This is a genomic window from Vibrio sp. MMG023 (assembly GCF_021654215.1).
Classification (GTDB): domain Bacteria; phylum Pseudomonadota; class Gammaproteobacteria; order Enterobacterales; family Vibrionaceae; genus Vibrio; species Vibrio jasicida.
The window spans coordinates 531,001-557,308 of the sequence record NZ_JAKFZP010000002.1 but is presented as its reverse complement, the minus strand read 5'-3'; the positions used below and the strand labels follow the sequence as shown (position 1 = coordinate 557,308).

The window sequence follows — 26,308 nt, the reverse complement described above, 5'->3', positions numbered from 1 at the left end:
TCTAACCTTAGTTTACCTGCGTAAGATGACGAAATGAACTTTAGTTCTCATGTTTGCGGTGTTGCAACTCTGAAGCGATCGGTTAAAGTGGCATTTTTATGAAACTAAGAAGACGATATTGTGCGTTACTCATTCGATCAGTACGACGCTCATGGATTTTTGAAAGCGCCAATTATGTTATGGCTAGGATGGATGTTCCTAGCGCGCTCTTGGGTGGTGTTTGCCATGGCAGGAGTGAGTAGAGACAGCGGTAGCAAGATACTATCGATTGTTTACCCTGACTCTAATACGTTATACCTCGGGCTATCGATGGGTATTCCAAGCCTGCTATTGATGTGGCTGATGGGCTTGCGTCATCCTGACAGAGGTTGGGTGAATCAAATTACTCAGCATGGTCGTGCGATGACTTTGATCTTGTGCGGTATTCAACTGGCGCAGACCATGTATCATGTCTATCTCGAACATGGTGTTTTCAATTGGGCGAACGCGCTTACAATTACCTTGTTAACTTGGTTTATGATCTATCTTCTTAATGGAAGATGGGTAAAAGACTGTTTCCACGTGCCACAGGTTGAGCACAAAGAAGAACAGCCAGCAAAAAATTAAAACAAAGCTCCCGCAAGGGGCAATGTATAGAGGAAATCTCAATGTCACAAGCTCAAACTGCGATTGTGCCTGAAGCAAGTCCATTTGCACTTTACACTCAGTTGAAAGTGAACCAAAACCGTGAAAACGTGTTGGCGAAACTGAAAGCGCTTCCTGAGCTAGTAAAAGAGCTCAATGCGAGCCAACCAGGTGCAGATCTAACCCTTTCTATCGCATTCACCAAATCTTTTTGGCAGCACCTAAACATGCAAATGCCAGAAGAGTTGATTGACTTCCCTCAATTGGGTGAAGGCGACATCGTAGCGCCTGCGTCGGACGTAGATGTTCTGATCCACTGCCACTCAACGCGTCATGATTTGCACTTCTACGTTCTACGTAAGTTCTTAGTAGACACAGCAGAAGACGTGACAGTGGTTGATGAGACATACGGTTACCGTTACCTAGATGCTCGTGACATGACAGATTTCGTCGACGGCACTGAAAACCCGAAAGGCGATGCACGTGCTGACGTTGCGTTGATCAAAGACGGCGCTTTCGCTGGTGGTAGTTACGTGATGGTTCAACGCTTTGAGCACAACCTTCCTGCATGGAACCGTTTGAACGTGTCTGCACAAGAGAAAGTGATTGGCCGTACTAAACCAGATTCTATCGAGCTAGAAGATGTTCCTGCTGCTTCTCACGTAGGTCGTGTGGACATCAAAGAAGAAGGCAAAGGCCTTAAGATCGTTCGACACAGCTTGCCATACGGCACAGTAACGGGCGCACACGGTCTGTTGTTCATCTCTTACTGCAACACTATCCACAATATCAAAGTGATGCTTGAGAGCATGTACGGTGTGACAGATGGTAAGACTGACCAACTGCTTCGCTTCACTAAAGCGGTAACAGGTGCGTACTTCTTCGCTCCTTCACAAGAAATGCTAGCGGAATTGGCGATTAAGTAATTCTTCGCTACCCTTCCAATGATTAAAAAGGCAGAGTGATCTGCCTTTTTGTTTCCCCCTCATTCTTGCCTGATAAGACTAACTGACTGTCAGTGGTCTTTTGCCATCAATGGCGCCTTTCTCTAGTTCGTAAAGTGGGCTGGTACTGTGACTGCTCCAGCGATGATCTTCGCGTGACTTCTTGCGATATTGCGTTGGCGTTACACCAATATAATTCTGAAAAGTCTCATAAAATCGGCTGCTAGAATTAAAGCCTACCGTTAAAGCGATATCTAAAATTGTCCGGTCAGTATCACTCAACAGTGCTCTGGCGTGGTTAATCCGCATTGCCGTGATGTATTGCTTGATGGTCATCTGCATGGTTCGTTGGAACACGTTCATCGCGTAGTTAGTATGCAATCCAATGTGTTCTGCAATATCTTTTATCGTGATCGGCTGGTTATGATGGGTGGCAATGTATTCCAGCATTTGACTGACGTAAAACTGCGAGTGCTTGGAGACGCCTTTCTTGGTCGACTTCTCTTGTTTATTGATGCTCAGTTGTTGCCAACCATCTAAGCACATTCTTTTTAACATCAAGCCAATTTCATCGATCGCTAATTGCTGGCGACTTTCCGAAGGGTGGCTTATTTCTTCTGCCCAGCGTGCTAACTCAAACTCGCTGACTAATGAACTGGCGTTTGATTGCAGCACACAACCATGGGTGATCTGATTGACGAAATCTCGATTTAGCGTCCAAGACATAAAGTGGTGAATCGGAATATTGATGATCCCCATATTATGACTCTTGCCCGGGTTGGTGAGCCGATGAGGAACTGACGCCCAAAACAATCCTATCGAGCCTGCTTTCACCACCACTGGGCTGCCGTTAATGATGTACTCGACATCATCGCCAAAAGGAATGTTCACCTCTACTTGTCCATGCCAGTGATAACCCGGCATAGAGTGGGGCGGCCTAAGCTCGATATCGATTTTTTCATAGGATGAGTACAGCGAAAGTGGGCTTACAGAAACCGTTTCGGAAGAATACTTATCTTGAATCACGACTTTCAATGTATCTAACTCTGCCTTGGACTCTACCTTCGCCATCGCCCACCTCTTAGGAAACTGTATAAGTTCTTTGTACTAAATCTGTTGAAACAAAACTCAGAACAGCTTCAAAAACACCGATTACTCTGTTTTATAAGATTTTGGTTATGTGACTTAAATCGCCGTGCTAGCAAGCCTCAGTGTATCTTCCCACCTTTTTTATCCGTGATTTACACAAAAACATCCCATTTCCTAAGAATTTTTATTGGTTGATTTTAAATATTAGGAAACGGGAGAGTGATTGGTTTATCTGAGACGAATTCGGCCTTGCGACAGGTGTAACTTAAATGCATCGAAACAAAAGTATGAAAGCAAAAAGGATTCAACTATGAAAAGCCCTAAAATCACATTTATCGGTGCGGGTTCGACGATTTTTGTGAAAAACATTCTTGGCGATGTGTTCCACAAGCCAGCGTTCAAAGGGGCGCAAATTGCCTTGATGGATATTGATGAACTCCGTTTAGAAGAGTCACATCTCGTTGTAAGCAAGTTAATGGAGTCATCCGGTGCTACGGGCACGATAACTTGCCACTTAAACCAGAAAGAGGCATTGCAAGGCGCAGACTTCGTGGTTATTGCGTTCCAAATTGGCGGTTATGAACCATGTACCGTGACGGATTTTGAAGTCTGTAAGCGTCATGGTTTAGAGCAAACTATTGCGGATACATTAGGCCCAGGCGGCATCATGCGCTCACTTCGCACCATTCCGCACCTTTGGAGCGTATGCGAGGACATGACGGCGATCTGTCCAAACGCTACCATGCTTAACTACGTTAACCCAATGGCAATGAACACTTGGGCGATGTACGAGAAATACCCTCATATCAAACAAGTGGGTTTGTGCCATTCCGTGCAAGGGACGGCGGAAGAGCTGGCTCGCGACCTTGATATCCAATACTCAGACCTTCGTTACACCTGTGCAGGCATTAACCACATGGCTTACTACCTGACGCTCGAAAAGAAAAACGAGCAGGGGGAGTATGTCGACATTTATCCTGAACTGCTTAAGGCATTTGAATCGGGCAAAGCGCCGAAGCCGGGTTTGCACCACAATGGTCGCTGCACCAACCTAGTCCGCTACGAGATGTTTAAGAAGTTGGGCTACTTCGTAACGGAATCTTCAGAACATTTTTCTGAATACACGCCATATTTCATTAAGCCAAATCGCCCAGATTTGATTGAACGTTATAAGGTGCCACTTGATGAATATCCTAAACGTTGTGTAGAACAAATTGCAGACTGGAAAAAAGACCTCGAAGACTTCAAAAACGCGGATCAAATCACCGTCAAAGAGTCACATGAATACGCGAGTACTATCATGAACTCGATTTGGACAGGCACGCCGAGTGTTATCTACGGCAACGTGAAGAACGAAGCGTTAATTGACAACTTACCACAAGGTTGTTGTGTGGAAGTGGCTTGTTTGGTGGACGCAAACGGCATTCAACCTATCAAAGCAGGACGCTTACCAAATCACTTAGCGGCATTAATGCAGACCAACATTAATGTTCAAACGCTGCTGACAGAAGCCATCCTCACGGAAAGCCGTGACCGCATTTACCATGCCGCCATGCTTGATCCTCACACTGCAGCAGTGCTTGGACTCGAAGAGATTTATGCCCTTGTTGATGACTTGATAGAAGCACACGAAGGTTGGTTGCCAGCGTGGGTGCATCAGTAAATCCAGAATCACAAAACCAATATCAATAAAAACGACAATAACGTGAATATACTGCGCCTTCTCGATGAGGGGGCGTAAGGAGTAACAAATGAGTATCTCTATGAATACCAAGCTAAGCTACGGCTTTGGCGCATTTGGTAAAGACTTCGCTATCACCATCGTTTACATGTACCTGATGTTCTACTACACCGATGTTGTTGGTATTTCGGCTGCCGTGGTGGGAACCATCTTCTTAATTGCGCGTATTTGGGATGCAGTGAATGACCCAATTATGGGCTGGATCGTGAACAATACCCGCACGCGTTGGGGTAAATTTAAACCTTGGATTTTAATTGGTACCATCACCAACTCAGTGGTGTTGCTCATGTTGTTTAGTGCGCACCATATCGAGGGACCATGGCTTATTGCTTATGCAGCAGTGACTTACATTTTGTGGGGCATGACCTACACCTTAATGGATATTCCTTTCTGGTCACTGGTTCCGACACTCACTCTGGACAAACGTGAGCGTGAAGAGCTTGTGCCATACCCACGATTCTTCGCCAGTCTTGCATGGATTGTTACCGCCGCTATCGCAATGCCGTTCGTCAATTATGTCGGTGGCGACGACAAAGGATTTGGATTCCAAGTGTTTGCGATTTTGCTTGTCGGTTGTTTCCTCGTCTCAACGTATATCACGCTACGTAACGTGAAAGAGCGCTACTCAACCAGCAACCTTGACATAACGAAACCTGAAGAAAAAGTCTCGCTGAAGAAGCTCCTCTCGCTTATCTACAAAAATGACCAACTGACCAGCGTGCTTTGTATGGCACTGTCATACAACCTCGCTACCAACATTATCACAGCCTTTGCGGTTTACTACTTCACCTATGTGGTCGGAAATGAGGAACTTTTCCCTTACTACATGGCTTACGCTGGTATTGCGAACCTAATTACACTGGTGTTGTTCCCTAAATTGGCGCAAATGTTCTCACGTCGAGTTTTATGGGCGTGCGCATCGAGCTTCCCAATCTTAGGCAGTGCAGTTCTTATCTACGTAGGCATGTACGACAAACAAAGCATTCTGCTGATTTCTACAGCGGGCGTGTTATTGCAAATCGGTACGGCGCTATTTTGGGTACTCAACGTCATTATGGTGGCGGATACAGTGGACTACGGTGAGTACAAACTGGGATCTCGCTGCGAAAGTATTGCTTACTCAGTACAAACGCTGGTGGTTAAAGCAGGTTCAGCTTTTGCGGCTTTCTTCATTGGTATCGCACTGACCGCAGTGGATTATGTACCGAATATGGAACAAAGCCCTGATACGGTCTTCGGCATGCAATGCATCATGGTCGGTCTGCCTGCGTTCTTCTTTGCCATCGCACTGGTCGTGTACTTCCGCTTCTACAAACTCAACGGTGCTTACCACCAAAAAATTCAGGACCATCTGACCGAGAAATACGACCATATCGTAGCCAAGGATTCTGATGAGAAAACGAAAGTTTCTCCAGAATCCATTCAAGCGGTTTAACGCATCTTATAGCTATTAAAAATTAACAATAAACATGCCGGCGTCTTTATTTCATGTCGCCGGCAGCATCCCGAATAAACGTTATCCAATAACCACGCTATCCCTACGAACGAGAAAAAAATGAAACTGAAAATACTTGCTTCAGCGATTCTTGTCGCCCTTGCTTTGTCCGGTTGTAATAGCTCGTCTGATGATGATTCTTCGAAAGGCGACAACCTTGTCTCAAATTCTACCTTTGAAAATGACGGTTTAGGATGGAGCTACTGGTTTGCCAATGTGAAGTATGAAGACGCTTATGTTGGTGAGTCGATGGCGAGGATTGCCACCGGAACTAACCATCATGTAAGCCAAACAGTCACTATTCCTGAGACGGGCTTTTATGATTTATCCGCGTTCATCAGCAGCCCAAGTGATGACGCCATTCTTGGCTTGAGTAATCTGACTGATGAGGTTTTAGTCAGCCAGACGATTGAAAAAACCAAAGACGAAAATACAGAGGGTGAAATATATAAGCCAAACACTCTGCCAGCTATTCCACTAGAGAAAGGCGAGCAAATTAAAGTCTGGTTTACAGGATCTGATGTCGGTGGGGTGAGCGTCGACAGTGTGTCTTTAGTAAGAGTGAACAAGAGCCAGCCTGTTAGTTTTAATCAAATCATCCAATTTAAAGCCGAGCAACAGGTCGGTGTGACGGGCATTGATAAAACTCAGCGAACCGTCGATTTCCAAGTGCCTTATGGCACCGATTTAAGTGCCATAACGGTGAGTACCCTTTTGGTTTCTGAACAAAGTCGACCAAGCTTGGATGTGGGTGAAATCGTGGACTTTACTCAACCAGTGCAAGCGGTAGTAACAGATGCAAATGGCAAAGAAGAAAAATGGACATTAACGGCGATTGAAAAAGAGAAGCAGGTTGTCGTCACGTCCTCGAATCAGAAACTTCAAGATTCGTTTGAATGGGCAATTGATAAAACACGTCGCTTTGTTATGACAGGGCAGCATGATCTGGTTAACCGTGATGAGAACAATAATGACGGTGATGGCACGGCTGATTACATCCCATCTTATTGGGCTGGTTATTTTGACCGAACGGCTTTCTACTCTCGCGACTTCTTACATCAAGTCAGCGGAGCCAAAATCGCTGGTCTAGATGCCGAAAACTTTTCGATGTTTAAGACCTTCGCTAAGCATTCTACGGAATCGAGAAAATGGTATACCTTGTGGGCGGTTAACTTTGATGGCACGCCACATACCATTGACTACAAAGATGACAGCTGGTTTGTACGTGAAGTGCCTGCTCAATTTGAGTTCGTAGAAAAAGCATGGAAGCAATATCAATGGACAGGAGACAAGCGTTACATCGAAGACCCAGATTTATGGCGTTTTTACACCAAGGTGCTAACGGATTATATCGCGCTTCACGACGATCAAGACTCTAACGGTATTGCCGAAGGTTATGGCGGTATTTTTGAAGGCTCTGCAACTTACAATGAGCGTGGCGAATTCCCAATCGAAGCTGGTGATGGCATAGGCTCTCAATACCAAGCGACGGTTGCGTATGCTGCAATGCTTGGGGCTCGTGAAGAGTACAGCGAGGCGGCGCTTTGGCAAGAGAAAGCGCAGCAACTTAAAGACTTCTTTAATGAAGAGTGGAGTATCGCGGATCCAAATAAACCGCAGGACAATTACGTGAATATCGTTCAGCGTGATGGCTTCCGAATGAATGACTTCGGCAAAGAAAACAGCTGGTTTATGCCAATGAAGTTGATTACCGAGCCCGGAGAGCGTAACGACCGCTACTTAGACTTTATTGCTGAAAACCTTGGCGATGGGATAGGCAGTACGCCGGAAGCGCCATACAACATTGAGGCTTACACTTATATCCCAGAAACCTACTTCCCTTACAATCGCAATGCGGAAGCATGGAAGTGGATGCAGTACATCATGGATATCAAAGACGAGCCCCATGAGCGTCCAACTCAAGGTACTAACGGTGACTATCCTGAAATCTCTTTTACCTTTATTTCGAATACCATTGAGGGCTTGATGGGCATCAAGCCTGATGCGGCAAACCATCGAGTTGTAACCGCGTCACATCTAACAACCGATATTGACTGGCTTCAAGTTGAGCAGCTTCCGATGGGAGAGCACGAGCTAACTTTGCGCCACGACGGTTTGGAACGCTCCAAGCTTACCAACATTTCAGAGCAAAGCTTAGAGTGGGAAGCTTGGTTCTATGGCGATTACCCGACGCTTATTGTTGATGGGCAGTCTGTTCCTGCTGAGCACAAGCACGTTAACGGACAACGAGTGAGTTATGTGACAGTTACTCTTGCTGCCAACTCAAGCAGCGAAGTAAGAAAATAATCTGAGTCGTCTTTGCTCATAAATGCAAAGCCTAGTGCGCCATCACTAGGCTTTTTGCTATTCGCTGTCTCGTCAGGAAATGCGTAACTACATCACTTTTCATAAAAAAACACTAAACCTTTCTGCAATTTGGTCGATAAGTATCCAAAGCCTTAATTTCAGGACCTTTACTCGTGGCGATCACCGTTAATACCAATGTGGCAGCACTTGTCGCACAGCGTCATTTGACCAGTGCAACTGACATGTTGAACCAATCCATGGAGCGTTTGTCTTCAGGGAAGCGTATTAACAGCGCAAAGGATGACGCTGCGGGTCTGCAAATCTCCAACCGTCTGCAATCGCAAATGCGTGGTTTGGATGTTGCCGTGCGTAATGCGAACGACGGCATTTCCATCATGCAAACTGCGGAAGGCGCGATGAATGAAGTGACTAACATCATGCAGCGTATGCGTGATTTGTCGCTTCAATCAGCCAATGGTTCAAACAGCAAAGCGGAACGCACTGCACTGCAAGAAGAGGTCTCTGCTTTAAATGATGAGTTAAGTCGTATTGCGGAAACCACCTCATTTGGTGGGCGTAAACTACTGAATGGCACATTTGGCACATCGTCTTTTCAAATCGGTGCAACTGCTGGTGAAGCGGTACAAATTGGCCTACGGACTATGCAGCCGGAATCTTTTGCTAGCTTTTCTATGAGATCATCTCAAAGGCTCGGCTCCGATTGGACGGTTCAAAACGGAAACAACGATATTGTTATCCACTATCGTGATAACAATTTTGAAGAGCAGGAGATCCGTATTGAAGCTAAAGCAGGCGACGATATAGAAGAACTCGCTACTTACATTAATGGGCAAACCGATAAAGTAAAAGCGTCTGTTAATGAAGAAGGGCAACTGCAGTTACTGATGTCCTATAAAGATGCCATAGGATACCCTGGACCAACCTTCAGTGGTGGTTTGGGGGATGAGTTAGAGCTTGACAAGTATGTCACTGTAAAACGAACGGTAGATAAAATTGATATCAGTACGGTGGGTGGTGCTCAAATGGCGGTCGGTATTTTAGATGACGCCATGAAAACAGTGGACAGCAGTCGTGCTGAGTTAGGTGCGTATCAAAACCGCTTTAATCATGCGATCAATAATCTGGATAATATCCACGAAAACCTAGCGGCTTCGAACAGCCGCATTCAAGATACTGATTACGCCAAAGAAACCACGCAAATGGTGAAGCAGCAGATCTTACAACAGGTCAGCACTTCGATTCTGGCACAAGCAAAACAAGCGCCAAACCTTGCTTTGACGCTGCTTGGTTAATGGTTCGCACCACACGAATTTAACGCAAAATCAGCCTGTATCGACAATTCGAAAAGAAGCTTTAGCGAAAAATGAAAGTTTTTTTGCTTTTTTATCCGCTTCGTCACGATTACCTCTCCAAACGAATTATTTTCAAAAAAATCTAAAATTTTTTCTAAAGAAAACAGGGCATGCGCCGTTAATAAAAGTAACTTTGAGAGAACTACTTGGTTTTCCGAGACGTCGGAAACCGCTACATCGGAAAATCAATTGGAGAAATCACCATGGCAGTGAATGTAAACACAAACGTATCAGCGATGACCGCTCAGCGTTACCTAAACAACGCAAACTCAGCACAACAAACTTCTATGGAACGTTTGTCTTCGGGTTTCAAAATCAACAGCGCGAAAGATGACGCTGCGGGTCTTCAAATCTCGAACCGCTTGAACGTACAAAGCCGTGGCCTGGATGTGGCTGTTCGTAACGCGAACGACGGTATCTCTATTGCACAAACTGCTGAAGGTGCAATGAACGAGACAACTAACATCCTGCAACGTATGCGTGACCTATCTCTTCAATCAGCAAACGGCTCTAACTCAAAATCTGAGCGTGTTGCGATTCAAGAAGAAGTAACGGCACTAAACGATGAATTAAACCGTATCGCTGAAACGACATCTTTCGGTGGTAACCGTCTACTTAACGGTACTTACGGTACTCAGTCTTTCCAAATCGGTGCGGACAACGGTGAGGCAGTAATGCTTAACCTAAAAGACATGCGCTCAGACAATAAAATGATGGGCGGCGTGAGCTACCAAGCTGACAACGGTAAAGACAAAAACTGGAACGTTGAAGCGGGCAAAAACGACCTGAAAATCAGCCTGACTGACAGCTTTGGTCAAGAGCAAGAAATCAACATCAGCGCGAAAGCGGGTGACGATATCGAAGAGCTAGCGACGTACATCAATGGTCAAACTGACCTAGTAAAAGCGTCAGTAGACCAAGACGGTAAACTGCAAGTTTTCGCTGGTAACAACAAAGTAGAAGGCGACGTTGAATTCTCTGGCGGCCTATCTGGTGAGCTAGGTCTAAGCGACGGTAAGAAAGTAACGGTTGATACTATCGACGTAACATCAGTAGGTGGCGCACAAGAATCTGTGGCTATCATTGATGCGGCATTGAAATACGTAGACAGCCACCGTGCAGAGCTAGGTGCTTTCCAAAACCGTTTCAACCACGCAATCAGCAACTTGGATAACATCAACGAGAACGTGAACGCGTCGAAGAGCCGTATCAAAGATACTGACTTCGCGAAAGAAACGACTCAAATGACCAAGTCACAAATTCTATCGCAAGCGTCAAGTTCAATCCTTGCGCAAGCGAAACAAGCGCCTAACTCAGCGCTAAGTCTTCTAGGTTAATTTCTAACCTAAGACAAGAACCTCATTGGCTCGTGGTGAGAGATGAGCGAGTAAACCCAGCTTCGGCTGGGTTTTTTTATGCCCGTTTTTTAGGTTTGGATAAGCTTGAGTTACCTCCAGTTACAATATTAGAGATTCATCACACTTCAGTAAGCCAAAGAAAATAATCGCAAAAAATTGAAAATTTCTCCTAAAGGATATTTATAGGCCGCCGTTAAAGGGACTGAGAGAAATGAGATGTACCTAAGTGAGGTGAGAGACACGACGGTACATCAACTAAAGCCTTAAGGAGATCAACTATGGCGATTAACGTTAATACTAACGTTTCTGCGATGACCGCACAGCGTTACCTAAACCAGGCGGCTGAAGGTCAACAAAAATCAATGGAGCGTTTGTCTTCGGGTTATAAAATCAATAGCGCGAAAGACGATGCTGCCGGTCTACAGATTTCTAACCGTTTGAACGCACAGAGCCGTGGTCTAGACATGGCTGTGAAAAACGCGAACGACGGTATTTCCATTGCACAGGTTGCTGAAGGTGCAATGAATGAATCTACCAACATCCTACAACGTATGCGTGACCTATCGCTTCAATCTGCGAACGGTTCGAACTCAAAATCAGAACGTGTAGCGATCCAAGAAGAAGTTACAGCGCTTAACGACGAACTAAACCGTATCGCTGAAACAACCTCTTTCGGTGGTAACAAGCTTCTTAACGGTACTTACGGTACTCAATCTTTCCAAATCGGTGCGGACTCTGGTGAAGCGGTCATGCTTTCTATGGGTAACCTACGTTCTGATACTTCTGCAATGGGCGGTAAGAGCTATGCAGCAGAAGACGGTAAAGATGCATCTTGGGCGGTTGGTGACAACACTGAACTTAAGCTGAACTACACCAACAAGCAAGGTGAAGAGAAAGAGCTGACTATCACTGCAAAGCAAGGCGATGATATTGAACAGCTAGCAACTTACATCAACGGTCAAAGCGACGACGTTAAAGCGTCTGTTGGTGAGGACGGTAAGCTGCAAGTATTCGCTGCTACTCAAAAAGTAACAGGTGATGTTGAATTCTCTGGCAACCTAGCAGGTGAAATTGGCTTCGGTGATGCTAAAGACGTAACGGTTAAAGACATCGACGTAACGTCAGTTGCAGGTTCTCAAGAAGCGGTAGCTATCATCGATGGCGCACTAAAATCAGTAGACAGCCAACGTGCGTCTCTTGGTGCATTCCAAAACCGTTTCAACCACGCAATCAGCAACCTAGACAACATTAACGAGAACGTTAACGCGTCTAACAGCCGTATTAAAGATACTGACTACGCGAAGGAAACAACGGCGATGACTAAGTCGCAGATCCTTCAACAAGCAAGTACTTCAATCTTGGCACAAGCAAAGCAGTCACCATCTGCGGCGCTGAGCTTGTTGGGCTAATTGGGTCGACTCAGCCTAGTGATACCATCACCAAAGCGATAGACCTAATCGTTAGCTCATAAGGTGGAAGGGAGATTGTAATGGAAATATCCTCCTACGCATCGAACATCCAGCCTTACGGCACACCGAGTGGCACAAAAGTTGCTAAAGAAAATGGCATAGGCACGCCTAGCACAGCAAGTTCAAACGGTAACACTTCGCCTGTAAAAGCGAAGGAAACCGAACGTGACCTCTCTGTTCAAGCTGCGATTGAAATGGCGGAATCCCGCCAAGAGCTGAACAAAGAAGAGCGCGAGAAAATGGTTGAGCAAATGAATGAATTTGTGAGCGCCATGAATAAAGGAGTGGCGTTTCGAGTCGATGAAGAATCGGGTCGAGACGTCGTGACGATTTACGAAGCCACAACCGGTGATGTAATTCGTCAGATTCCTGATGAAGAAATGCTAGTGGTATTGCGTCGCCTAGCTGAGCACACAGCTAACCGCGGTTTGTTAGTTGAAAAGGTGTAAGTCGTTTTTGAGGTGATTTGATGAGTTTAGGCCCTTTGGGGATGTCTGGTGGCATGGATATCAATTCCATGGTCAGCAAAATTGTAGATGCCGAGCGTGTGCCAAAGCAGCAACGCATCGACAACGAGCGTACGACAATTGACGCCAGCATCAGTGCCTACGGGCGACTCAGAGAATCGTTGGATACGATGAAAAATCTCATGACGAACTTTCGTCAGGAGAAGGCGTTTGCCGTTCGTTCTGTAGAGACAACGGACGACGCAGTCGTATCTGCGACCGCAACTACTGACGCTATAGCCGGTAAGTATGCTATCGATGTGTTGCAGCTTGCACAGAGCCATAAAGTGGCTTCTGACGTTCTGCCAGAAGACGCTAAGTTTGGTCCTGGTAAGCTGCAGATTTCTCTTGGTGATGACACCTTCGACGTTAATGTCCGTTCTAGCTCTAAGCTAGTTGATGTCGTTCGTGGAATTAACGGCGCTAAGGATAACCCTGGCGTACGTGCTTCCTTAATTAACGACGTAGAAGGGCCGCGTTTGATCCTTGCTTCGAACCTGTCGGGCAAGGACCATCAACTTAAAGTCAGTGTGGACGCCGAAGCCGGCAGCCCTCTGAAACATTTCGAATACAAAACACTGGAAGACCGAGTGAATGCGCTTGAAGAAGCACGTGAAGCGGCTGAAGCAGTGTTAGGGCCTCTAAAAGCGCCTGAAACCGATGCAAACCAACCGGAAGCGTTGGATGCAGACGGCAATCCTATACCTCCTGAAGAACAACAAGCGGCAGAGAATGTGCCAGATGGCGCAACGGATGAACCGATCTCTGCGGCCGGTGCTGCCGCTGCGAAAGCGGGTCAAGAAGCGATAGAAAAAGCCAATCAACGAGCGGGTATGCGTCCGCAAGACAGTATCCCTGGCTGGACTGAAACCGCTTCAGGTACACTCCTCGATTCTTACCGTCCACCGGAATTAGAGTTGGACGAAGATGCGATCGCCAAAGCGCCAGACGTACCGGGCTGGAACAATACCGCCTCAGGTACGTTGACTGATTCTTACGTCACAACCAAAGAAGCCAAGCAGCAATTAGAGCAAGAAAAAGCCGAGATCGAAGAAAAGATTGCGGATGAAAAACAAGCGCTTGACCAAAAAGTGGAACGTGGAGAACTGACAGAAGAACAAGCACAGACCATCCATCGCGCTAAATTAGAACCCGAAGAGCGTGAACGTCTTGAAAAGATAGATGTAGCAGAAGCTAAAATTGCTGAGGCTCAAAAATCCTTCGAGGCTTACACCGGTATGGCTCAAGTCCAAGCAGGACAAGACTCCATGGTGATGCTGGATGGTGTTGCGCAGTTGTCGAGTCACAACAACGTCATTGAAGATGCCATTGAGGGCGTGAACCTCACTTTGAAAGGCAAATCAGAGCTGGGTAAACCGCCTGCTGAAATCGGTGTTGAATATGACCGTCAAAGCGTGCGCTCAGATATCGAAAGCTTTGTTTCGGCTTACAACGCGTTCTATCAAACATCCAAAGCATTAGCGAATGTCGACCCAACGACAGGTCAACGCGGGCCTTTAGCGGGTGACAGTACTGTTCGTAATGCTGATTCTCGGTTGAAATCGGTCTTTTCGACCAACATTGAAAAAGCACCAGAAGACCTAAAATCGCTGACTGAATTTGGCATTACTACGACTCGTCAAGGTACGCTAGAAATCAACTACGACATGCTTGATCGTCAGTTGAACAACAACTTCAACGAGTTAGAGAAGTTCTTTGGTGGCAATACCGGCTTTGCCAAACGTGTGGAAGATGCGATTCAAGGCATCACGGGTTTCACTGGCAGTATCCGTACTCGTGAAAAAAGCCTGACTGAACAAAATTATCGTCTGAGTGATGATCAAGCGGCACTCGATCGCCGCATGGACAGCTTAGAGAAGCGCACTCATGCAAAATTCGCTGCCATGCAAGACGCTACTGGCAAGATGCAAGGCCAACTTGGAGCGTTAATGAACGCGCTGGGCTAATAGATGCGAAATGAACTCATTGAAATAAGTGATATTGATCAACTAATTACGAAAGAACTGGAAAAAGTCGACGTTAATGCTGAAGAAATTCAACGTTTGGTCGATATCAGGGAACGGTTATTGCAAAACCTGCTACCCATTGTCGAGAGCAATCCGGTGCTAAAGCAGGAAGCAGAATGGCAAAACTTGCTTATTCGTACCAAAAGAATTGTCGAGCTGATGCAGGCAGAGACTTCTAACGTGGGTAAAGAACTTCATAAGTTCCGTTATGGTCAGCGTTCGCTTCAACAGTACAAAAAATTTATATAAAAGAGGAATACTATGCGCGGTTCTTTGCAAGCATACAAAAAGGTATCAGTCGACAGTCAATTGAGCGCGGCTTCTCCGCACAAAGTCATTCAAATGCTAATGGCGGGTGCAATTGAGCGTCTGATCCAAGGTAAAGCAGCAATGCAAGCAGGCAATATTCCTGCAAAAGGTGAACGTCTGGGTAAAGCGTTGGACATCATCATCGCACTGCGCAGCTGTCTGTCGATGGACGACGGTGGTGATATTGCATCAAACTTAGATTCACTTTACGAGTTCATGATCACTCAGATCTCGGCAGCGAACCACCAAAACGATCCTCAACCGATCGACGACGTTATCGACATTATTCGTGAGATAAAATCAGCTTGGGACCAGATCCCGACTGAATTCCACAACCTAACAGCTGCTGAAGTAGGCATTTAATAATCAAAACAATACCTTACTTAAATAGTAGGGTATTGCGTCTGATTGCACAGAAAGTTATTCAGTAAAGTTACAATCAAGCTCACACCTCTTTATTGCTTGGTTGCCTTATTTTTTTATTCAAATAAAATAGAAGTCATTAGTGGCCCCTAATGGCTTTTTTTTGTTGCTGATTTTCCTATTTTGTCTATCGTTAATTGAGAGTGGTCCCCCCTTTTTACACTCAATTGCGCAAATCAAGGTCTGGCCGCAACACACCCATAATAAAGGCAATCATTCTTACTTATGCAAGGTTTGGCAAAGCTGCTTGTAATTGATGACGATGCACCAAGTCGTTTAAATATAAGCAATATATTGGAATTTGTTGGAGAAAGTTGCGAAGCGGTCAGTTCTGACCAGCTAGGCGATGTAGACTGGTCTAGCGTGTGGTCAGGTTGTATTGTCGGTAACATCTCGGCGGGTAGTGCTGCGACAACAGTGATGGCTCACCTTAATGAAGCCTACCATATCCCACTTCTCATCTTGGGCTCGTTTCCGCTGCCTGTTGATGACTTGCCAAATTTCGTTGGGGAGTTAGAGCAACCGCTGAACTACCCACAACTTAGCGAAGCACTGCGTCACTGCAAAGATTTCCTTGGTCGCAAAGGCGTTAACGTTGTTGCAAGCGCACGCAAAAATACTCTTTTCCGTAGCCTTGTAGGCCAAAGCCGTGGCATTCAAGAAGTTCGTCATTTGATTGAACAAGTTTCTAATACTGAAGCAAACGTCCTGATCTTGGGTGAATCTGGCACGGGTAAAGAAGTCGTCGCACGCAATATTCATTACCATTCTGCTTACCGTAATGGTCCGTTTGTGCCAATTAACTGTGGCGCAATTCCGCCAGAGCTGTTGGAAAGTGAATTGTTTGGTCATGAGAAAGGTGCTTTCACGGGGGCATTGACCTCGCGTAAAGGCCGATTCGAATTGGCAGAAGGCGGTACGATCTTCCTTGATGAAATTGGCGATATGCCAATGTCGATGCAAGTGAAGTTACTGCGCGTTCTACAAGAGCGATGTTTTGAACGTGTAGGTGGTAACACCACGATTAAAGTAAACGTTCGTGTCGTAGCAGCAACGCACCGCAACCTAGAGAACATGATCGATGATGGCACATTCCGTGAAGATCTGTTCTACCGCCTCAATGTATTCCCAATCGAGATGCCGGCGCTTAAAGCACGTAAGCAAGATATTCCATTGCTACTGCAAGAACTGATGACGCGTTTGGAAGCCGAAGGTGGGCAACCAATTTGCTTTACGCCTCGTGCAATTAACTCCTTAATGGAACACAACTGGCCGGGTAACGTTCGCGAGCTTGCGAACCTTGTTGAACGCATGATTATTCTGTACCCGAACAGTTTGGTCGACGTAAACCATCTGCCAACCAAGTACCGTTACAGTGATATTCCTGAGTTCCAACCAGAAGGTAACCCATTTACTTCGGTTGAAGAACAAGAGCGTGACGTGTTCCAAGATATCTTTTCTGAGAACTTCAGTTTTGAAGATCAAAGCGATCTGGACCACAACATGAATGCGCCTCAAGCACTGCCGCCAGAAGGCGTGAACTTGAAAGAGCTATTAGCCGATATGGAAGTCAATATGATCAGCCAAGCGTTAGAAGCGCAAGGTGGTGTGGTTGCACGAGCAGCAGATATGCTTGGAATGCGACGCACGACTTTGGTTGAGAAAATGCGTAAATACAACCTACAACGATAGGTAAAGTCTGACGTTCATACGCTTAAACTCTGAACGTTTTGTTATCTTTTCTGACAATAAAACCGCACTTTTCTTAGTGTCAACTTCTTGTCGATAACATAACGCTATGATAAATATAGAAAACAGCTTGGTATGCTAATTGCTTACCAAGCTGTTTTAGTATTTAAATGGCGATATTTCGACAGGCAGTGAATGGACAATAACACCAACCAATCCCATTTAGACTCAGTAGAGAATCAAGTAGAGCGTTACAAACAAGTTTTGGACGTGATGCCTGCTGGTGTGATCTTGCTCGATACACACGGTGTTGTGCGCGAAGCGAACCCAGAAGCACATCGAATTCTAGAGATTCCACTGGTCAACGAGAAATGGTTCAACATCATCCAAGCGGTCTTTGATCCGCGTGAAGATGATGGTCATGAAATCTCACTGCGTAACGGACGTAAAGTTCGCTTGGCGATCTCCGCTTCGGCGACGGGACAGCTGATTCTGATCACCGACTTGACCGAAACACGCTTGCTGCAATCACGCGTGAGTGATTTGCAACGACTGTCCTCCTTAGGTCGCATGGTGGCGTCTTTGGCTCACCAAGTAAGAACGCCGTTATCGAGTGCCATGCTATATGCATCAAATTTAGGTGCGCCAAATCTCCCTCCAGCGACAAGAGAGCGATTTCAAAGCAAATTAATGGATCGACTGCACGATTTGGAGAAGCAGGTTAATGATATGCTGCTTTTTGCCAAGGGTGGTGATAATAAAGTCATTAAGCCATTTAACATTGCTCAGCTTGTTGCGGAATACCAGCCGATGGTGGAAACCGCGCTGAAGAACAATAACATTGACTACTTCTTAGAAGTGGAAGAAGAACAGACTGAGCTGTTAGGCAATGCTAACGCCATTGCATCCGCACTGAGTAACTTGGTGATGAATGCGATTCAGATGTCTGGAAAGGAATCACAAATAGATGTCTTTTTCCGCCCGGTTAACGGTGAACTGCGCATTTCTGTGCAAGACAGCGGGCCGGGAGTACCAAAAGAACTACAAGCCAAGATTATGGAGCCGTTTTTTACCACGCGTTCTCAAGGAACCGGGTTGGGGCTCGCTGTAGTTCAAATGGTTTGCCGTGCCCATGACGGTCGATTGGAACTCATTTCAGAGCAGGGCGATGGAGCCTGCTTTACCATGTGCATTCCGCTAGAGCGAGTGCAAGCAGATACTGGAGAATCATAATGGCGCAAAGCAAAGTGCTGATCGTAGAGGACGATGAAGGTCTTCGTGAAGCCCTAGTAGATACTCTGGCTCTGGCAGGGTATGAATGGTTAGAAGCCGATTGTGCAGAAGATGCGTTAGTAAAACTAAAGTCAAACGCGGTCGACATCGTGGTTTCTGACGTACAAATGGCAGGCATGGGCGGTTTGGCTCTGCTACGCAATATCAAACAGAATTGGCCGAACTTACCCGTTCTTCTTATGACGGCTTACGCAAACATTGAAGACGCAGTATCAGCAATGAAAGAAGGTGCGATTGATTACATGGCGAAGCCATTTGCACCAGAAGTACTGCTGAACATGGTGAGCCGTTACGCACCAATTAAGAGTGACGATAACGGTGACGCGGTCGTGGCGGACGAGAAAAGTCTGCGCCTATTGGCTTTGGCTGACAAAGTCGCGCGCACCGATGCAAACGTGATGATCTTGGGACCAAGTGGCTCCGGTAAAGAAGTCATGTCCCGTTACATCCACAATGCGTCTAATCGCAAAGATGGCCCTTTTGTCGCAATCAACTGTGCAGCAATCCCAGACAACATGCTTGAAGCGACGTTGTTCGGCTACGAGAAAGGTGCGTTTACCGGTGCGGTTCAAGCGTGTCCGGGTAAGTTTGAGCAAGCACAAGGCGGTACTATTTTGCTGGATGAAATCAGTGAAATGGATTTGAGCTTACAAGCGAAACTGCTACGTGTTTTACAAGAGCGAGAAGTGGAGCGTTTGGGTAGCCGCAAGAGCATCAAGCTCGACGTGCGCGTTCTTGCCACTAGTAACCGTGACCTCAAGCAGTACGTCTCAGAGGGCAACTTCCGTGAAGACTTGTACTACCGCTTGAACGTATTCCCAATTTCATGGCCGGCACTTTGTGAACGTAAGGGGGATATTACGCCACTTGCAACGCATCTTGCTGAACGTCATTGCAGCAAAATGGGCATGCCAGTACCTAAGTTCTCACCAGTTGCATTAGATAAACTGCTTCAATATCCATGGCCGGGTAACGTTCGTGAGTTGGATAACGTGGTTCAGCGAGCACTCATTTTGAGCGAAAACGGTGACATCGATGCAGAACACATTTTGTTGGAAGGTGTAGATTGGCAAGATGCAAGCAGCCTACAATCTGTTGTGCAAAATGCTGAGGTTTTGGTTCCCGATGTTAAGCCTGTCGCGCAAGTGGATCCGATCAATCGTGTTGCCGCTGGTGGTGAAGGCCTTGGTGGTGAACTGCGTGACCAAGAGTACGCGATCATTTTGGAAACCTTGATCGAATGTAACGGCCGCCGCAAAGAGATGGCAGAGAAATTAGGTATTAGTCCACGTACCCTGCGTTACAAACTCGCCAAAATGCGTGACGCTGGTATCGATATTCCTGCTTAGTACTCACATCAATAGCCATAGGACAAAAGTGTGGGTACACTACGGCACTATTGTCTTATGGCACAGTAATTGCTGTGTCAATAATCAGTTTTAGTTAATAGTCAAACTTTTGGCTTAGAGGTGACAATGAAAGTTGATGGTATTCAAGCACAAATGCGCGCCATGATGGTGGAAGCGACCAACACCGCTCCCGTTGCAACTGGTGCGAAAGTAGGGGCGGATTTTGGCGATCTCCTCACTAAAGCCATCAATAACGTTAACTCACTTCAAAAAACATCCGGCGACCTGCAAACGCGTTTCGATCGTGGTGACGCTGATGTTTCCCTTTCTGACGTTATGATTGCTCGTAACAAGTCCAGTGTTGCATTTGATGCCACTGTACAAATCCGCAATAAGCTCGTTGAGTCCTATAAGGATCTCATGAACATGCCAGTGTAATTTAGGTAATAAGTGTGGCAGACAAGTCTACAGATTTAACCGTCACCGATGGCGGCGCAGATGGTGCACTGATCGCTGGCTCAGATTTGGATGTGGATAGCCAAAACCCAGATCTTGAAGAGCGTAGTGCGTCAAAATTCGATATGGCAGTAGGTGACCTCGATTTACTTCGACAGGTTGTGCTTGTGCTGTCTATCTCTATCTGTGTTGCGTTAATCGTGATGCTGTTCTTCTGGGTGAAAGAGCCGGAAATGCGCCCTCTAGGTGCGTATGAAACCGAAGAATTGATCCCAGTGCTGGATTATCTTGATCAGCAAAAAATCAACTACAAGCTTGATGGAAACACCATCTCGGTTGAGTCGAGTGATTACAACTCGATCAAACTCGGCATGGTGCGTTCAGGTGTGAACCAAGCGACTGAGGCGGGTGATGATATTCTGCTGCAAGACATGGGCTTTGGTGTATCACAACGTTTGGAGCAAGAACGTTTGAAGCTCAGCCGCGAGCGCCAACTTGCGCAAGCGATTGAAGAGATGAAGCAAGTGCGTAAAGCACGTGTGCTTCTTGCTTTGCCAAAACACAGTGTGTTCGTACGTCACAACCAAGAAGCGTCTGCTTCGGTATTTTTGACACTCTCTACTGGCACAAGCCTTAAGCAACAAGAAGTTGACTCCATCGTCGACATGGTGGCGAGTGCTGTTCCTGGCATGAAGACGTCACGTATTACGGTGACCGATCAACACGGTCGTCTATTGAGCTCAGGCTCACAAGATCCTGCCTCTGCAGCTCGTCGTAAAGAGCAAGAACTTGAACGCAGCCAAGAACAAGCGCTACGAGAAAAAATTGATTCCGTTCTGCTGCCAATCCTAGGTTTTGGTAACTACACCGCGCAAGTAGACATCCAAATGGATTTCAGTGCGGTAGAGCAGACTCGCAAACGTTTCGACCCAAATACACCAGCGACACGAAGCGAATACGCACTCGAAGATTATAACAACGGTAACATGGTGGCAGGCATTCCTGGCGCTTTGAGCAATCAACCGCCGGCGGACGCGTCTATCCCACAAGACGTCGCGCAGATGAAAGATGGCTCAATTACCGGCCAAGGCTCGGTGCGTAAAGAATCAACGCGCAACTTTGAACTCGATACCACCATCAGTCACGAACGTAAACAGACTGGTACATTGGCACGCCAAACCGTTTCTGTAGCTATCAAAGACCGTCGCAGCGTGAATCCAGACACGGGTGAAGTCACTTACACCCCAATGTCAGAATCTGAAATTAATGCGATTCGTCAAGTGCTGATCGGTACGGTTGGTTTTGACCAAAATCGTGGTGACTTACTCAATGTCTTGAGTGTGAAGTTTGCCGAGCCAGAACTTGAGCAGATGGTCGATCCACCGATTTGGGAACATCCGAACTTTAATGATTGGGTTCGTTGGTTCGCAAGTGCATTGGTGATCATCGTTGTGGTCTTGGTGTTGGTTCGCCCAGCATTGAAGAAACTGCTCAACCCAGCGAGCGACGACGAAGACGAAATGTACGGACCAGATGGCTTGCCAATTGGTGCGGATGGCGAAACCAGCTTGATTGGTAGCGACATCGAAAGCGGTGAACTGTTTGAGTTTGGTTCAAGCATTGATTTGCCTAACCTTCACAAAGATGAAGATGTATTGAAAGCGGTTCGCGCTCTGGTTGCAAACGAGCCTGAACTTGCCGCTCAAGTTGTGAAAAATTGGATGAATGACAATGGCTAACGATATCGTTCCTCAAGATGAAAATGGCGGATTGCCGGTAGAATTTGATGCGTCCACCATTACCGGTGAAGAAAAAGCAGCCATCTTATTGCTCAGCCTGAATGAGAGTGACGCCGCTGGCATTATTCGACACCTAGAACCGAAGCAGGTTCAGCGTGTGGGTAGTGCGATGGCAAAGGCAAAGGACCTTAGCCAAGACAAAGTCTCAGCGGTTCATCGAGCGTTTTTGGAAGACATCCAGAAATACACCAACATTGGTATGGGCAGCGAAGACTTCATGCGTAATGCTCTGGTTGCTGCACTGGGTGAAGACAAAGCGAATAACTTGGTTGATCAAATCCTATTGGGTACCGGCTCGAAAGGTCTGGATTCATTAAAATGGATGGACCCTCGCCAAGTGGCAAGCATTATTGTCAACGAACACCCGCAGATCCAAACGATAGTTTTGTCTTACTTGGAAGCAGACCAGTCCGCAGAAATCCTATCTCAGTTCCCAGAACGTGTGCGCTTGGACCTGATGATGCGTATTGCCAACCTAGAAGAAGTTCAACCGTCTGCACTGGCAGAGCTGAACGAAATCATGGAGAAACAGTTCGCAGGTCAAGCGGGTGCACAAGCCGCGAAGATTGGCGGCCTGAAGGCAGCGGCAGAAATCATGAACTACCTAGACAACAACGTCGAAGGTATCTTGATGGAACAAATTCGCGACCAAGACGAAGACATGGCGACGCAAATCCAAGACCTTATGTTTGTATTCGAGAACTTGGTGGAAGTGGACGACCAAGGTATTCAGAAATTACTGCGTGACGTTCCACAGGACGTTCTGCAACGCGCACTTAAAGGTGCCGATGACTCTCTACGTGAGAAAGTCTTCAAGAACATGTCTAAGCGTGCAGCTGAGATGATGCGTGACGATATCGAAGCAATGCCACCAGTTCGCGTTGCAGACGTAGAAGCGGCGCAAAAAGAAATCTTGGCGATTGCTCGTCGTATGGCAGACGCTGGCGAAATCATGCTGTCTGGCGGCGCAGACGAGTTCTTATAATCCTTTCTTATTCCTCCTGCTTAAGTGGGAGGAATACACTTCCATAAACAACGCACTTTATTTTCAACATCAATTTCAACATAGACAGATTGTAGGTTAAGCATGGCTGGCGATAGAAAACGTGGATTTATCCGTCCTGATGAAGACGATGCGATGATCGAACCGCAGCGCTGGGGTTTGCCTGATTACGGCGAGCCGAAAGCAAAGCAGGCCAAGCAAACCGCGTTTAACTACGACCCAGGTTGGGTGCCAAACTTTGAAGAGCCAGAGGAAGAGCAAGCGCTTGAGCTGACAGAAGAGCAGATTGAATTGATCAAGCAAGGTGCTTATCAAGAGGGTCTGTACCAAGGTCAAGAAGCGGGCTTTAAACAAGGTTACGACAAAGGCAAAGAAGAAGGCATTCAAGCAGGACATGCAGAAGGTCTGGAGCTCGGCAAAGTTGAAGGCGTGACGGCAGGACAAGAGTACATTCAGCAGCAAGTCGAAACCTTCATGAACTTGGCAAACCAGTTCGCTCAGCCTTTGGAGCTCATGAACGCTCAGGTTGAAAAGCAGCTGATAGACATGGTGTTGTGCCTAGTCAAAGAAGTCGTACACGTGGAAGTGCAAACCAATCCGCAAATTATTCTCGATACGGTGAAGCAGTCTGTAGAAGCGTTGCCTATTTCTGGTCATCCAATCACCTTGCATTTGAACCCCGATGACGTCGCGATCATCCGTTCTGCATATGGTGAAGAAGAGCTCGATTGCCGTAATTGGACGTTGGTCTCTGAACCGGCGCTAAACCGTGGCGATGTACAAATCGCAGCGGGTGAATCGAGCATTAACTACCGCATGGAAGAACGCGTAAAAAGCGTGTTGAACAGCTTTTGTGGTGCAAATCGCCATCAAGGGAGCGAGTAATCCATGCAAGCCTTGGCCGACCGCTTAAAAAACTACAAAGTTGAAGGTTTAACAACACGCCCTGTTGCTTCCGGCAAGCTTGTGCGTGTTGTTGGCTTAACTTTGGAAGCGACGGGTTGCCGTGCGCCAATTGGCAGTTTGTGTTTGGTCGAAACCATGTCTGGTCATATGGAAGCGGAAGTAGTGGGCTTTTCTGGAGACAATCTTTTCTTAATGCCGAGTGAGCAAATCACAGGCATCTTACCAGGGGCGAAAGTGACACCTTTGACCAGCGAGGCCGGTCTGCCTGTTGGTATGGAACTACTAGGTCGCGTGATCGACGGTGTGGGTAACCCATTGGACGGTCTTGGTCCGCTTTACACCGAGCAACGGGCTTCGTTCAATGCCGAACCTATTAACCCATTGGCACGTAAACCGATATCCGAACCACTCGACGTCGGCCTGAAAGCTATCAACGGTTTATTGACGGTAGGTAAAGGCCAGCGTATTGGTCTGTTTGCCGGTTCTGGTGTGGGTAAGTCCGTTACTCTAGGTATGATGACACGAGGCACGACGGCGCAAGTTGTTGTCGTTGGTCTGATTGGTGAGCGTGGACGTGAAGTAAAAGAATTCATTGAAGAGATTCTGGGTGAAGACGGACGCCGTCGCTCTGTTGTGGTGGCCGCGCCTGCCGATGCCTCGCCTTTGATGCGTTTGAAAGGCTGTCAAACTGCCCTGACGATTGCCGAATACTTCCGTGACCAAGGGTTAGATGTTCTTCTATTGATGGATTCACTGACTCGTTTTGCTCAAGCCCAGCGCGAAATTGCACTGTCAGTTGGTGAGCCTCCTGCAACCAAAGGTTATCCGCCTTCGGTATTTGCGAAATTACCGGCGTTGGTAGAACGTGCGGGTAATGGCAGTGATGACCAAGGTTCGATTACCGCTTTCTTTACTGTTTTAACCGAGGGTGATGATCTACAAGATCCGATTGCCGATGCGTCACGTGCGATCCTCGATGGCCACATCGTGTTATCCCGAGAAATGGCCGATGCGGGCCACTACCCGGCGATTGACGTTGAGAAATCGGTGAGCCGCGTTATGCCGCAAATCACCACCGAAGAACACGTATTGATGTCGAAAGCTGTGCGCCAAGTGCTCTCCATTTGCCGTAAAAACCAAGACTTGGTGTCGATTGGTGCGTACAAGCCGGGTACTGATCCAGCGATCGATGGTGCGTTTACCCTCAAGCCAAGATTGGACGAATACCTACAACAACGTATGAAAGAATCCGTACCATACGATATGTGTGTCAATATGCTGAAAAGCATTTTAGGTGGGTAATAGCGCATGAATAACGCGATGGAATTCCTACTTGATCAAGCGAAAGAGCGTGAAGACCAAGCGGTGTTGGCACTGAACAAAGCACGCTCAGAGCTTGAAGACTACTACCGCCAAGTCGAACAGATTGAAAAGTACCGTTTAGATTACTGCCAACAGTTAGTCGATCGCGGTATGGCAGGTCTGACGGCCAGTCAATATGGTCACTTAAACCGATTCTTAACCCAGCTTGATGAAACGCTTTCCAAGCAAAAGCAAGCGGAAACCCACTTCAAAGAGCAAGTCGTCAACTGCCAAGACTATTGGTTAAACATGCGTAAAGAGCGAATGTCTTATGAGTGGATGATTGATAAGCGCGAGAAAGAAAAGCAAATTGCGGAAGCTAAGCGTGAGCAAAAGCAGATGGATGAGTTTTCTACCTTGCTGTATAGCCGAAAACCGCAACGTTTTTAAGCGTCCCCTGTCGCTATGTAGTATTGTTTTTGTTGGCTACATGTCGACGGATTCAAGCAAAGTGACTTTAACCGAGTCTTGCTCGATCAACTCAAACACTTTTGGACGAATGTTGCTAATCCACCAATCATTGTAAGTGTCCGCATAAAGTCTCTGACGATCGGCTTCGCTATCAAATTCTCGTAACCACACAAAATAATCGTGCCCATCTTCGCCAGTGTGAACGTAAGTGTTCAATACGCGCATGCCTTTGGAGCGTTGGTAGGGCAGCAACTCGTCTTTCATCCACGTTAACCATTGCTCTGTTTTGCCTGTTTTGATTTTGTATTGGCGTAATTCTGTTACTTTCACAGTCGGTCCTCGTCGGTTGAGCAAGGTTACTGTTTACGCCTTGAA

Annotated in this window: 23 protein-coding genes; 21 read left to right on the top strand and 2 right to left on the bottom strand. The window is 46.7% G+C overall.

Translation table 11 applies throughout. The annotated features are described in order from the left end of the window. Positions 1-120: 120 nt before the first annotated feature. Both L1076_RS07675 and L1076_RS07670 read left to right on the top strand, forming a co-directional pair. The gene (locus tag L1076_RS07675; protein WP_038864785.1) at positions 121-606 is read left to right on the top strand and encodes a DUF2919 domain-containing protein; all 486 of its coding nucleotides are present in this window, start codon (positions 121-123) and stop codon (positions 604-606) included. A 41-nt stretch (positions 607-647) separates the two neighbouring features. Next, positions 648-1,550, top strand: a complete 903-nt coding sequence (locus tag L1076_RS07670; protein ID WP_061036114.1) for a Dyp-type peroxidase — start codon at positions 648-650, stop codon at positions 1,548-1,550. Positions 1,551-1,628: 78 nt separating this feature from the next. Here the strand turns inward: L1076_RS07670 and melR are convergent, their stop codons facing one another. Beyond that, a complete protein-coding gene (gene melR, locus L1076_RS07665) occupies positions 1,629-2,639 on the bottom strand; it encodes a transcriptional regulator MelR (RefSeq protein WP_045405845.1) in 1,011 nt (336 codons plus the stop codon). Positions 2,640-2,967: 328 nt separating this feature from the next. Between melR and L1076_RS07660 the strand changes: the two genes are divergently transcribed. The 19 genes from L1076_RS07660 to fliJ all read left to right on the top strand — a co-directional run bounded on the left by L1076_RS07660 (position 2,968) and on the right by fliJ (position 25,912). Next, complete coding sequence (locus tag L1076_RS07660) at positions 2,968-4,320, top strand: alpha-glucosidase/alpha-galactosidase (protein ID WP_104028092.1); 1,353 nt, start codon at positions 2,968-2,970, stop codon at positions 4,318-4,320. 88 nt (positions 4,321-4,408) lie between these two features. Further along, positions 4,409-5,833 (top strand): melibiose:sodium transporter MelB, encoded by a 1,425-nt coding sequence (gene melB / locus L1076_RS07655; RefSeq protein ID WP_237303467.1) that lies wholly within the window; start codon positions 4,409-4,411, stop codon positions 5,831-5,833. Between the two features lie 120 nt (positions 5,834-5,953). Then, a complete protein-coding gene (locus L1076_RS07650; protein ID WP_237303466.1) occupies positions 5,954-8,200 on the top strand; it encodes a hypothetical protein in 2,247 nt (748 codons plus the stop codon). Between the two features lie 173 nt (positions 8,201-8,373). Further along, on the top strand, positions 8,374-9,513 hold the full coding sequence (locus L1076_RS07645) for a flagellin (protein ID WP_009707383.1): 1,140 nt from the start codon (positions 8,374-8,376) through the stop codon (positions 9,511-9,513). 263 nt (positions 9,514-9,776) lie between these two features. Next, positions 9,777-10,910 carry a flagellin gene (locus tag L1076_RS07640; protein WP_005436889.1) on the top strand — a complete coding sequence of 378 codons (1,134 nt, stop codon included), beginning with the start codon at positions 9,777-9,779 and terminating at the stop codon, positions 10,908-10,910. Between the two features lie 299 nt (positions 10,911-11,209). Beyond that, a complete protein-coding gene (locus L1076_RS07635; RefSeq protein WP_038872117.1) occupies positions 11,210-12,340 on the top strand; it encodes a flagellin in 1,131 nt (376 codons plus the stop codon). A gap of 80 nt (positions 12,341-12,420) precedes the next feature. After that, positions 12,421-12,849 carry a flagellar protein FlaG gene (gene flaG, locus L1076_RS07630; protein WP_038872115.1) on the top strand — a complete coding sequence of 143 codons (429 nt, stop codon included), beginning with the start codon at positions 12,421-12,423 and terminating at the stop codon, positions 12,847-12,849. Between the two features lie 20 nt (positions 12,850-12,869). Then, positions 12,870-14,873, top strand: a complete 2,004-nt coding sequence (gene fliD / locus L1076_RS07625; RefSeq protein ID WP_039974191.1) for a flagellar filament capping protein FliD — start codon at positions 12,870-12,872, stop codon at positions 14,871-14,873. A 3-nt stretch (positions 14,874-14,876) separates the two neighbouring features. Beyond that, positions 14,877-15,182, top strand: a complete 306-nt coding sequence (locus tag L1076_RS07620; RefSeq protein WP_039974189.1) for a flagellar protein FliT — start codon at positions 14,877-14,879, stop codon at positions 15,180-15,182. A gap of 12 nt (positions 15,183-15,194) precedes the next feature. Beyond that, positions 15,195-15,605 carry a flagellar export chaperone FliS gene (gene fliS, locus L1076_RS07615; RefSeq protein WP_005438665.1) on the top strand — a complete coding sequence of 137 codons (411 nt, stop codon included), beginning with the start codon at positions 15,195-15,197 and terminating at the stop codon, positions 15,603-15,605. 285 nt (positions 15,606-15,890) lie between these two features. Further along, positions 15,891-17,357 (top strand): sigma-54 dependent transcriptional regulator, encoded by a 1,467-nt coding sequence (locus L1076_RS07610; RefSeq protein ID WP_038872109.1) that lies wholly within the window; start codon positions 15,891-15,893, stop codon positions 17,355-17,357. Positions 17,358-17,549: 192 nt separating this feature from the next. Next, positions 17,550-18,587 (top strand): ATP-binding protein, encoded by a 1,038-nt coding sequence (locus tag L1076_RS07605; RefSeq protein ID WP_038882126.1) that lies wholly within the window; start codon positions 17,550-17,552, stop codon positions 18,585-18,587. Beyond that, complete coding sequence (locus tag L1076_RS07600) at positions 18,587-19,996, top strand: sigma-54 dependent transcriptional regulator (RefSeq protein WP_039974188.1); 1,410 nt, start codon at positions 18,587-18,589, stop codon at positions 19,994-19,996. Before L1076_RS07605 ends, L1076_RS07600 begins: the two co-directional genes overlap by 1 nt. Positions 19,997-20,122: 126 nt before the next feature. Next, complete coding sequence (gene fliE / locus L1076_RS07595) at positions 20,123-20,434, top strand: flagellar hook-basal body complex protein FliE (RefSeq protein WP_038872101.1); 312 nt, start codon at positions 20,123-20,125, stop codon at positions 20,432-20,434. Between the two features lie 14 nt (positions 20,435-20,448). After that, on the top strand, positions 20,449-22,191 hold the full coding sequence (fliF, locus tag L1076_RS07590; RefSeq protein WP_095760607.1) for a flagellar basal-body MS-ring/collar protein FliF: 1,743 nt from the start codon (positions 20,449-20,451) through the stop codon (positions 22,189-22,191). Beyond that, positions 22,184-23,236 carry a flagellar motor switch protein FliG gene (gene fliG, locus L1076_RS07585; RefSeq protein WP_038872096.1) on the top strand — a complete coding sequence of 351 codons (1,053 nt, stop codon included), beginning with the start codon at positions 22,184-22,186 and terminating at the stop codon, positions 23,234-23,236. Before fliF ends, fliG begins: the two co-directional genes overlap by 8 nt. Positions 23,237-23,338: 102 nt before the next feature. Next, positions 23,339-24,139 (top strand): flagellar assembly protein FliH, encoded by an 801-nt coding sequence (gene fliH, locus L1076_RS07580; RefSeq protein ID WP_039974185.1) that lies wholly within the window; start codon positions 23,339-23,341, stop codon positions 24,137-24,139. Positions 24,140-24,142: 3 nt separating this feature from the next. Further along, positions 24,143-25,462, top strand: a complete 1,320-nt coding sequence (fliI, locus tag L1076_RS07575) for a flagellar protein export ATPase FliI (protein WP_038872090.1) — start codon at positions 24,143-24,145, stop codon at positions 25,460-25,462. A gap of 6 nt (positions 25,463-25,468) precedes the next feature. Beyond that, on the top strand, positions 25,469-25,912 hold the full coding sequence (gene fliJ / locus L1076_RS07570; protein WP_237303465.1) for a flagellar export protein FliJ: 444 nt from the start codon (positions 25,469-25,471) through the stop codon (positions 25,910-25,912). 36 nt (positions 25,913-25,948) lie between these two features. Here fliJ and L1076_RS07565 read toward each other — a convergent pair whose 3' ends face one another. Then, on the bottom strand, positions 25,949-26,263 hold the full coding sequence (locus L1076_RS07565) for an NIPSNAP family protein (RefSeq protein WP_042605278.1): 315 nt from the start codon (positions 26,261-26,263) through the stop codon (positions 25,949-25,951). Between the last annotated feature and the right edge of the window lie 45 nt (positions 26,264-26,308).

Excerpts from the sequence above, each read along its gene's own strand:
- L1076_RS07670 (WP_061036114.1), top strand. The coding sequence starts at position 648 with ATGTCACAAGCTCAAACTGCGATTGTGCCTGAAGCAAGTCCATTTGCA.
- melR (WP_045405845.1), bottom strand. The coding sequence starts at position 2,639 with ATGGCGAAGGTAGAGTCCAAGGCAGAGTTAGATACATTGAAAGTCGTG.
- L1076_RS07660 (WP_104028092.1), top strand. The coding sequence starts at position 2,968 with ATGAAAAGCCCTAAAATCACATTTATCGGTGCGGGTTCGACGATTTTT.
- melB (WP_237303467.1), top strand. The coding sequence starts at position 4,409 with ATGAGTATCTCTATGAATACCAAGCTAAGCTACGGCTTTGGCGCATTT.
- L1076_RS07650 (WP_237303466.1), top strand. The coding sequence starts at position 5,954 with ATGAAACTGAAAATACTTGCTTCAGCGATTCTTGTCGCCCTTGCTTTG.
- L1076_RS07640 (WP_005436889.1), top strand. The coding sequence starts at position 9,777 with ATGGCAGTGAATGTAAACACAAACGTATCAGCGATGACCGCTCAGCGT.
- L1076_RS07635 (WP_038872117.1), top strand. The coding sequence starts at position 11,210 with ATGGCGATTAACGTTAATACTAACGTTTCTGCGATGACCGCACAGCGT.
- flaG (WP_038872115.1), top strand. The coding sequence starts at position 12,421 with ATGGAAATATCCTCCTACGCATCGAACATCCAGCCTTACGGCACACCG.
- fliD (WP_039974191.1), top strand. The coding sequence starts at position 12,870 with ATGAGTTTAGGCCCTTTGGGGATGTCTGGTGGCATGGATATCAATTCC.
- L1076_RS07620 (WP_039974189.1), top strand. The coding sequence starts at position 14,877 with ATGCGAAATGAACTCATTGAAATAAGTGATATTGATCAACTAATTACG.
- fliS (WP_005438665.1), top strand. The coding sequence starts at position 15,195 with ATGCGCGGTTCTTTGCAAGCATACAAAAAGGTATCAGTCGACAGTCAA.
- L1076_RS07610 (WP_038872109.1), top strand. The coding sequence starts at position 15,891 with ATGCAAGGTTTGGCAAAGCTGCTTGTAATTGATGACGATGCACCAAGT.
- L1076_RS07605 (WP_038882126.1), top strand. The coding sequence starts at position 17,550 with ATGGACAATAACACCAACCAATCCCATTTAGACTCAGTAGAGAATCAA.
- L1076_RS07600 (WP_039974188.1), top strand. The coding sequence starts at position 18,587 with ATGGCGCAAAGCAAAGTGCTGATCGTAGAGGACGATGAAGGTCTTCGT.
- fliE (WP_038872101.1), top strand. The coding sequence starts at position 20,123 with ATGAAAGTTGATGGTATTCAAGCACAAATGCGCGCCATGATGGTGGAA.
- fliG (WP_038872096.1), top strand. The coding sequence starts at position 22,184 with ATGGCTAACGATATCGTTCCTCAAGATGAAAATGGCGGATTGCCGGTA.
- fliH (WP_039974185.1), top strand. The coding sequence starts at position 23,339 with ATGGCTGGCGATAGAAAACGTGGATTTATCCGTCCTGATGAAGACGAT.
- fliI (WP_038872090.1), top strand. The coding sequence starts at position 24,143 with ATGCAAGCCTTGGCCGACCGCTTAAAAAACTACAAAGTTGAAGGTTTA.
- fliJ (WP_237303465.1), top strand. The coding sequence starts at position 25,469 with ATGAATAACGCGATGGAATTCCTACTTGATCAAGCGAAAGAGCGTGAA.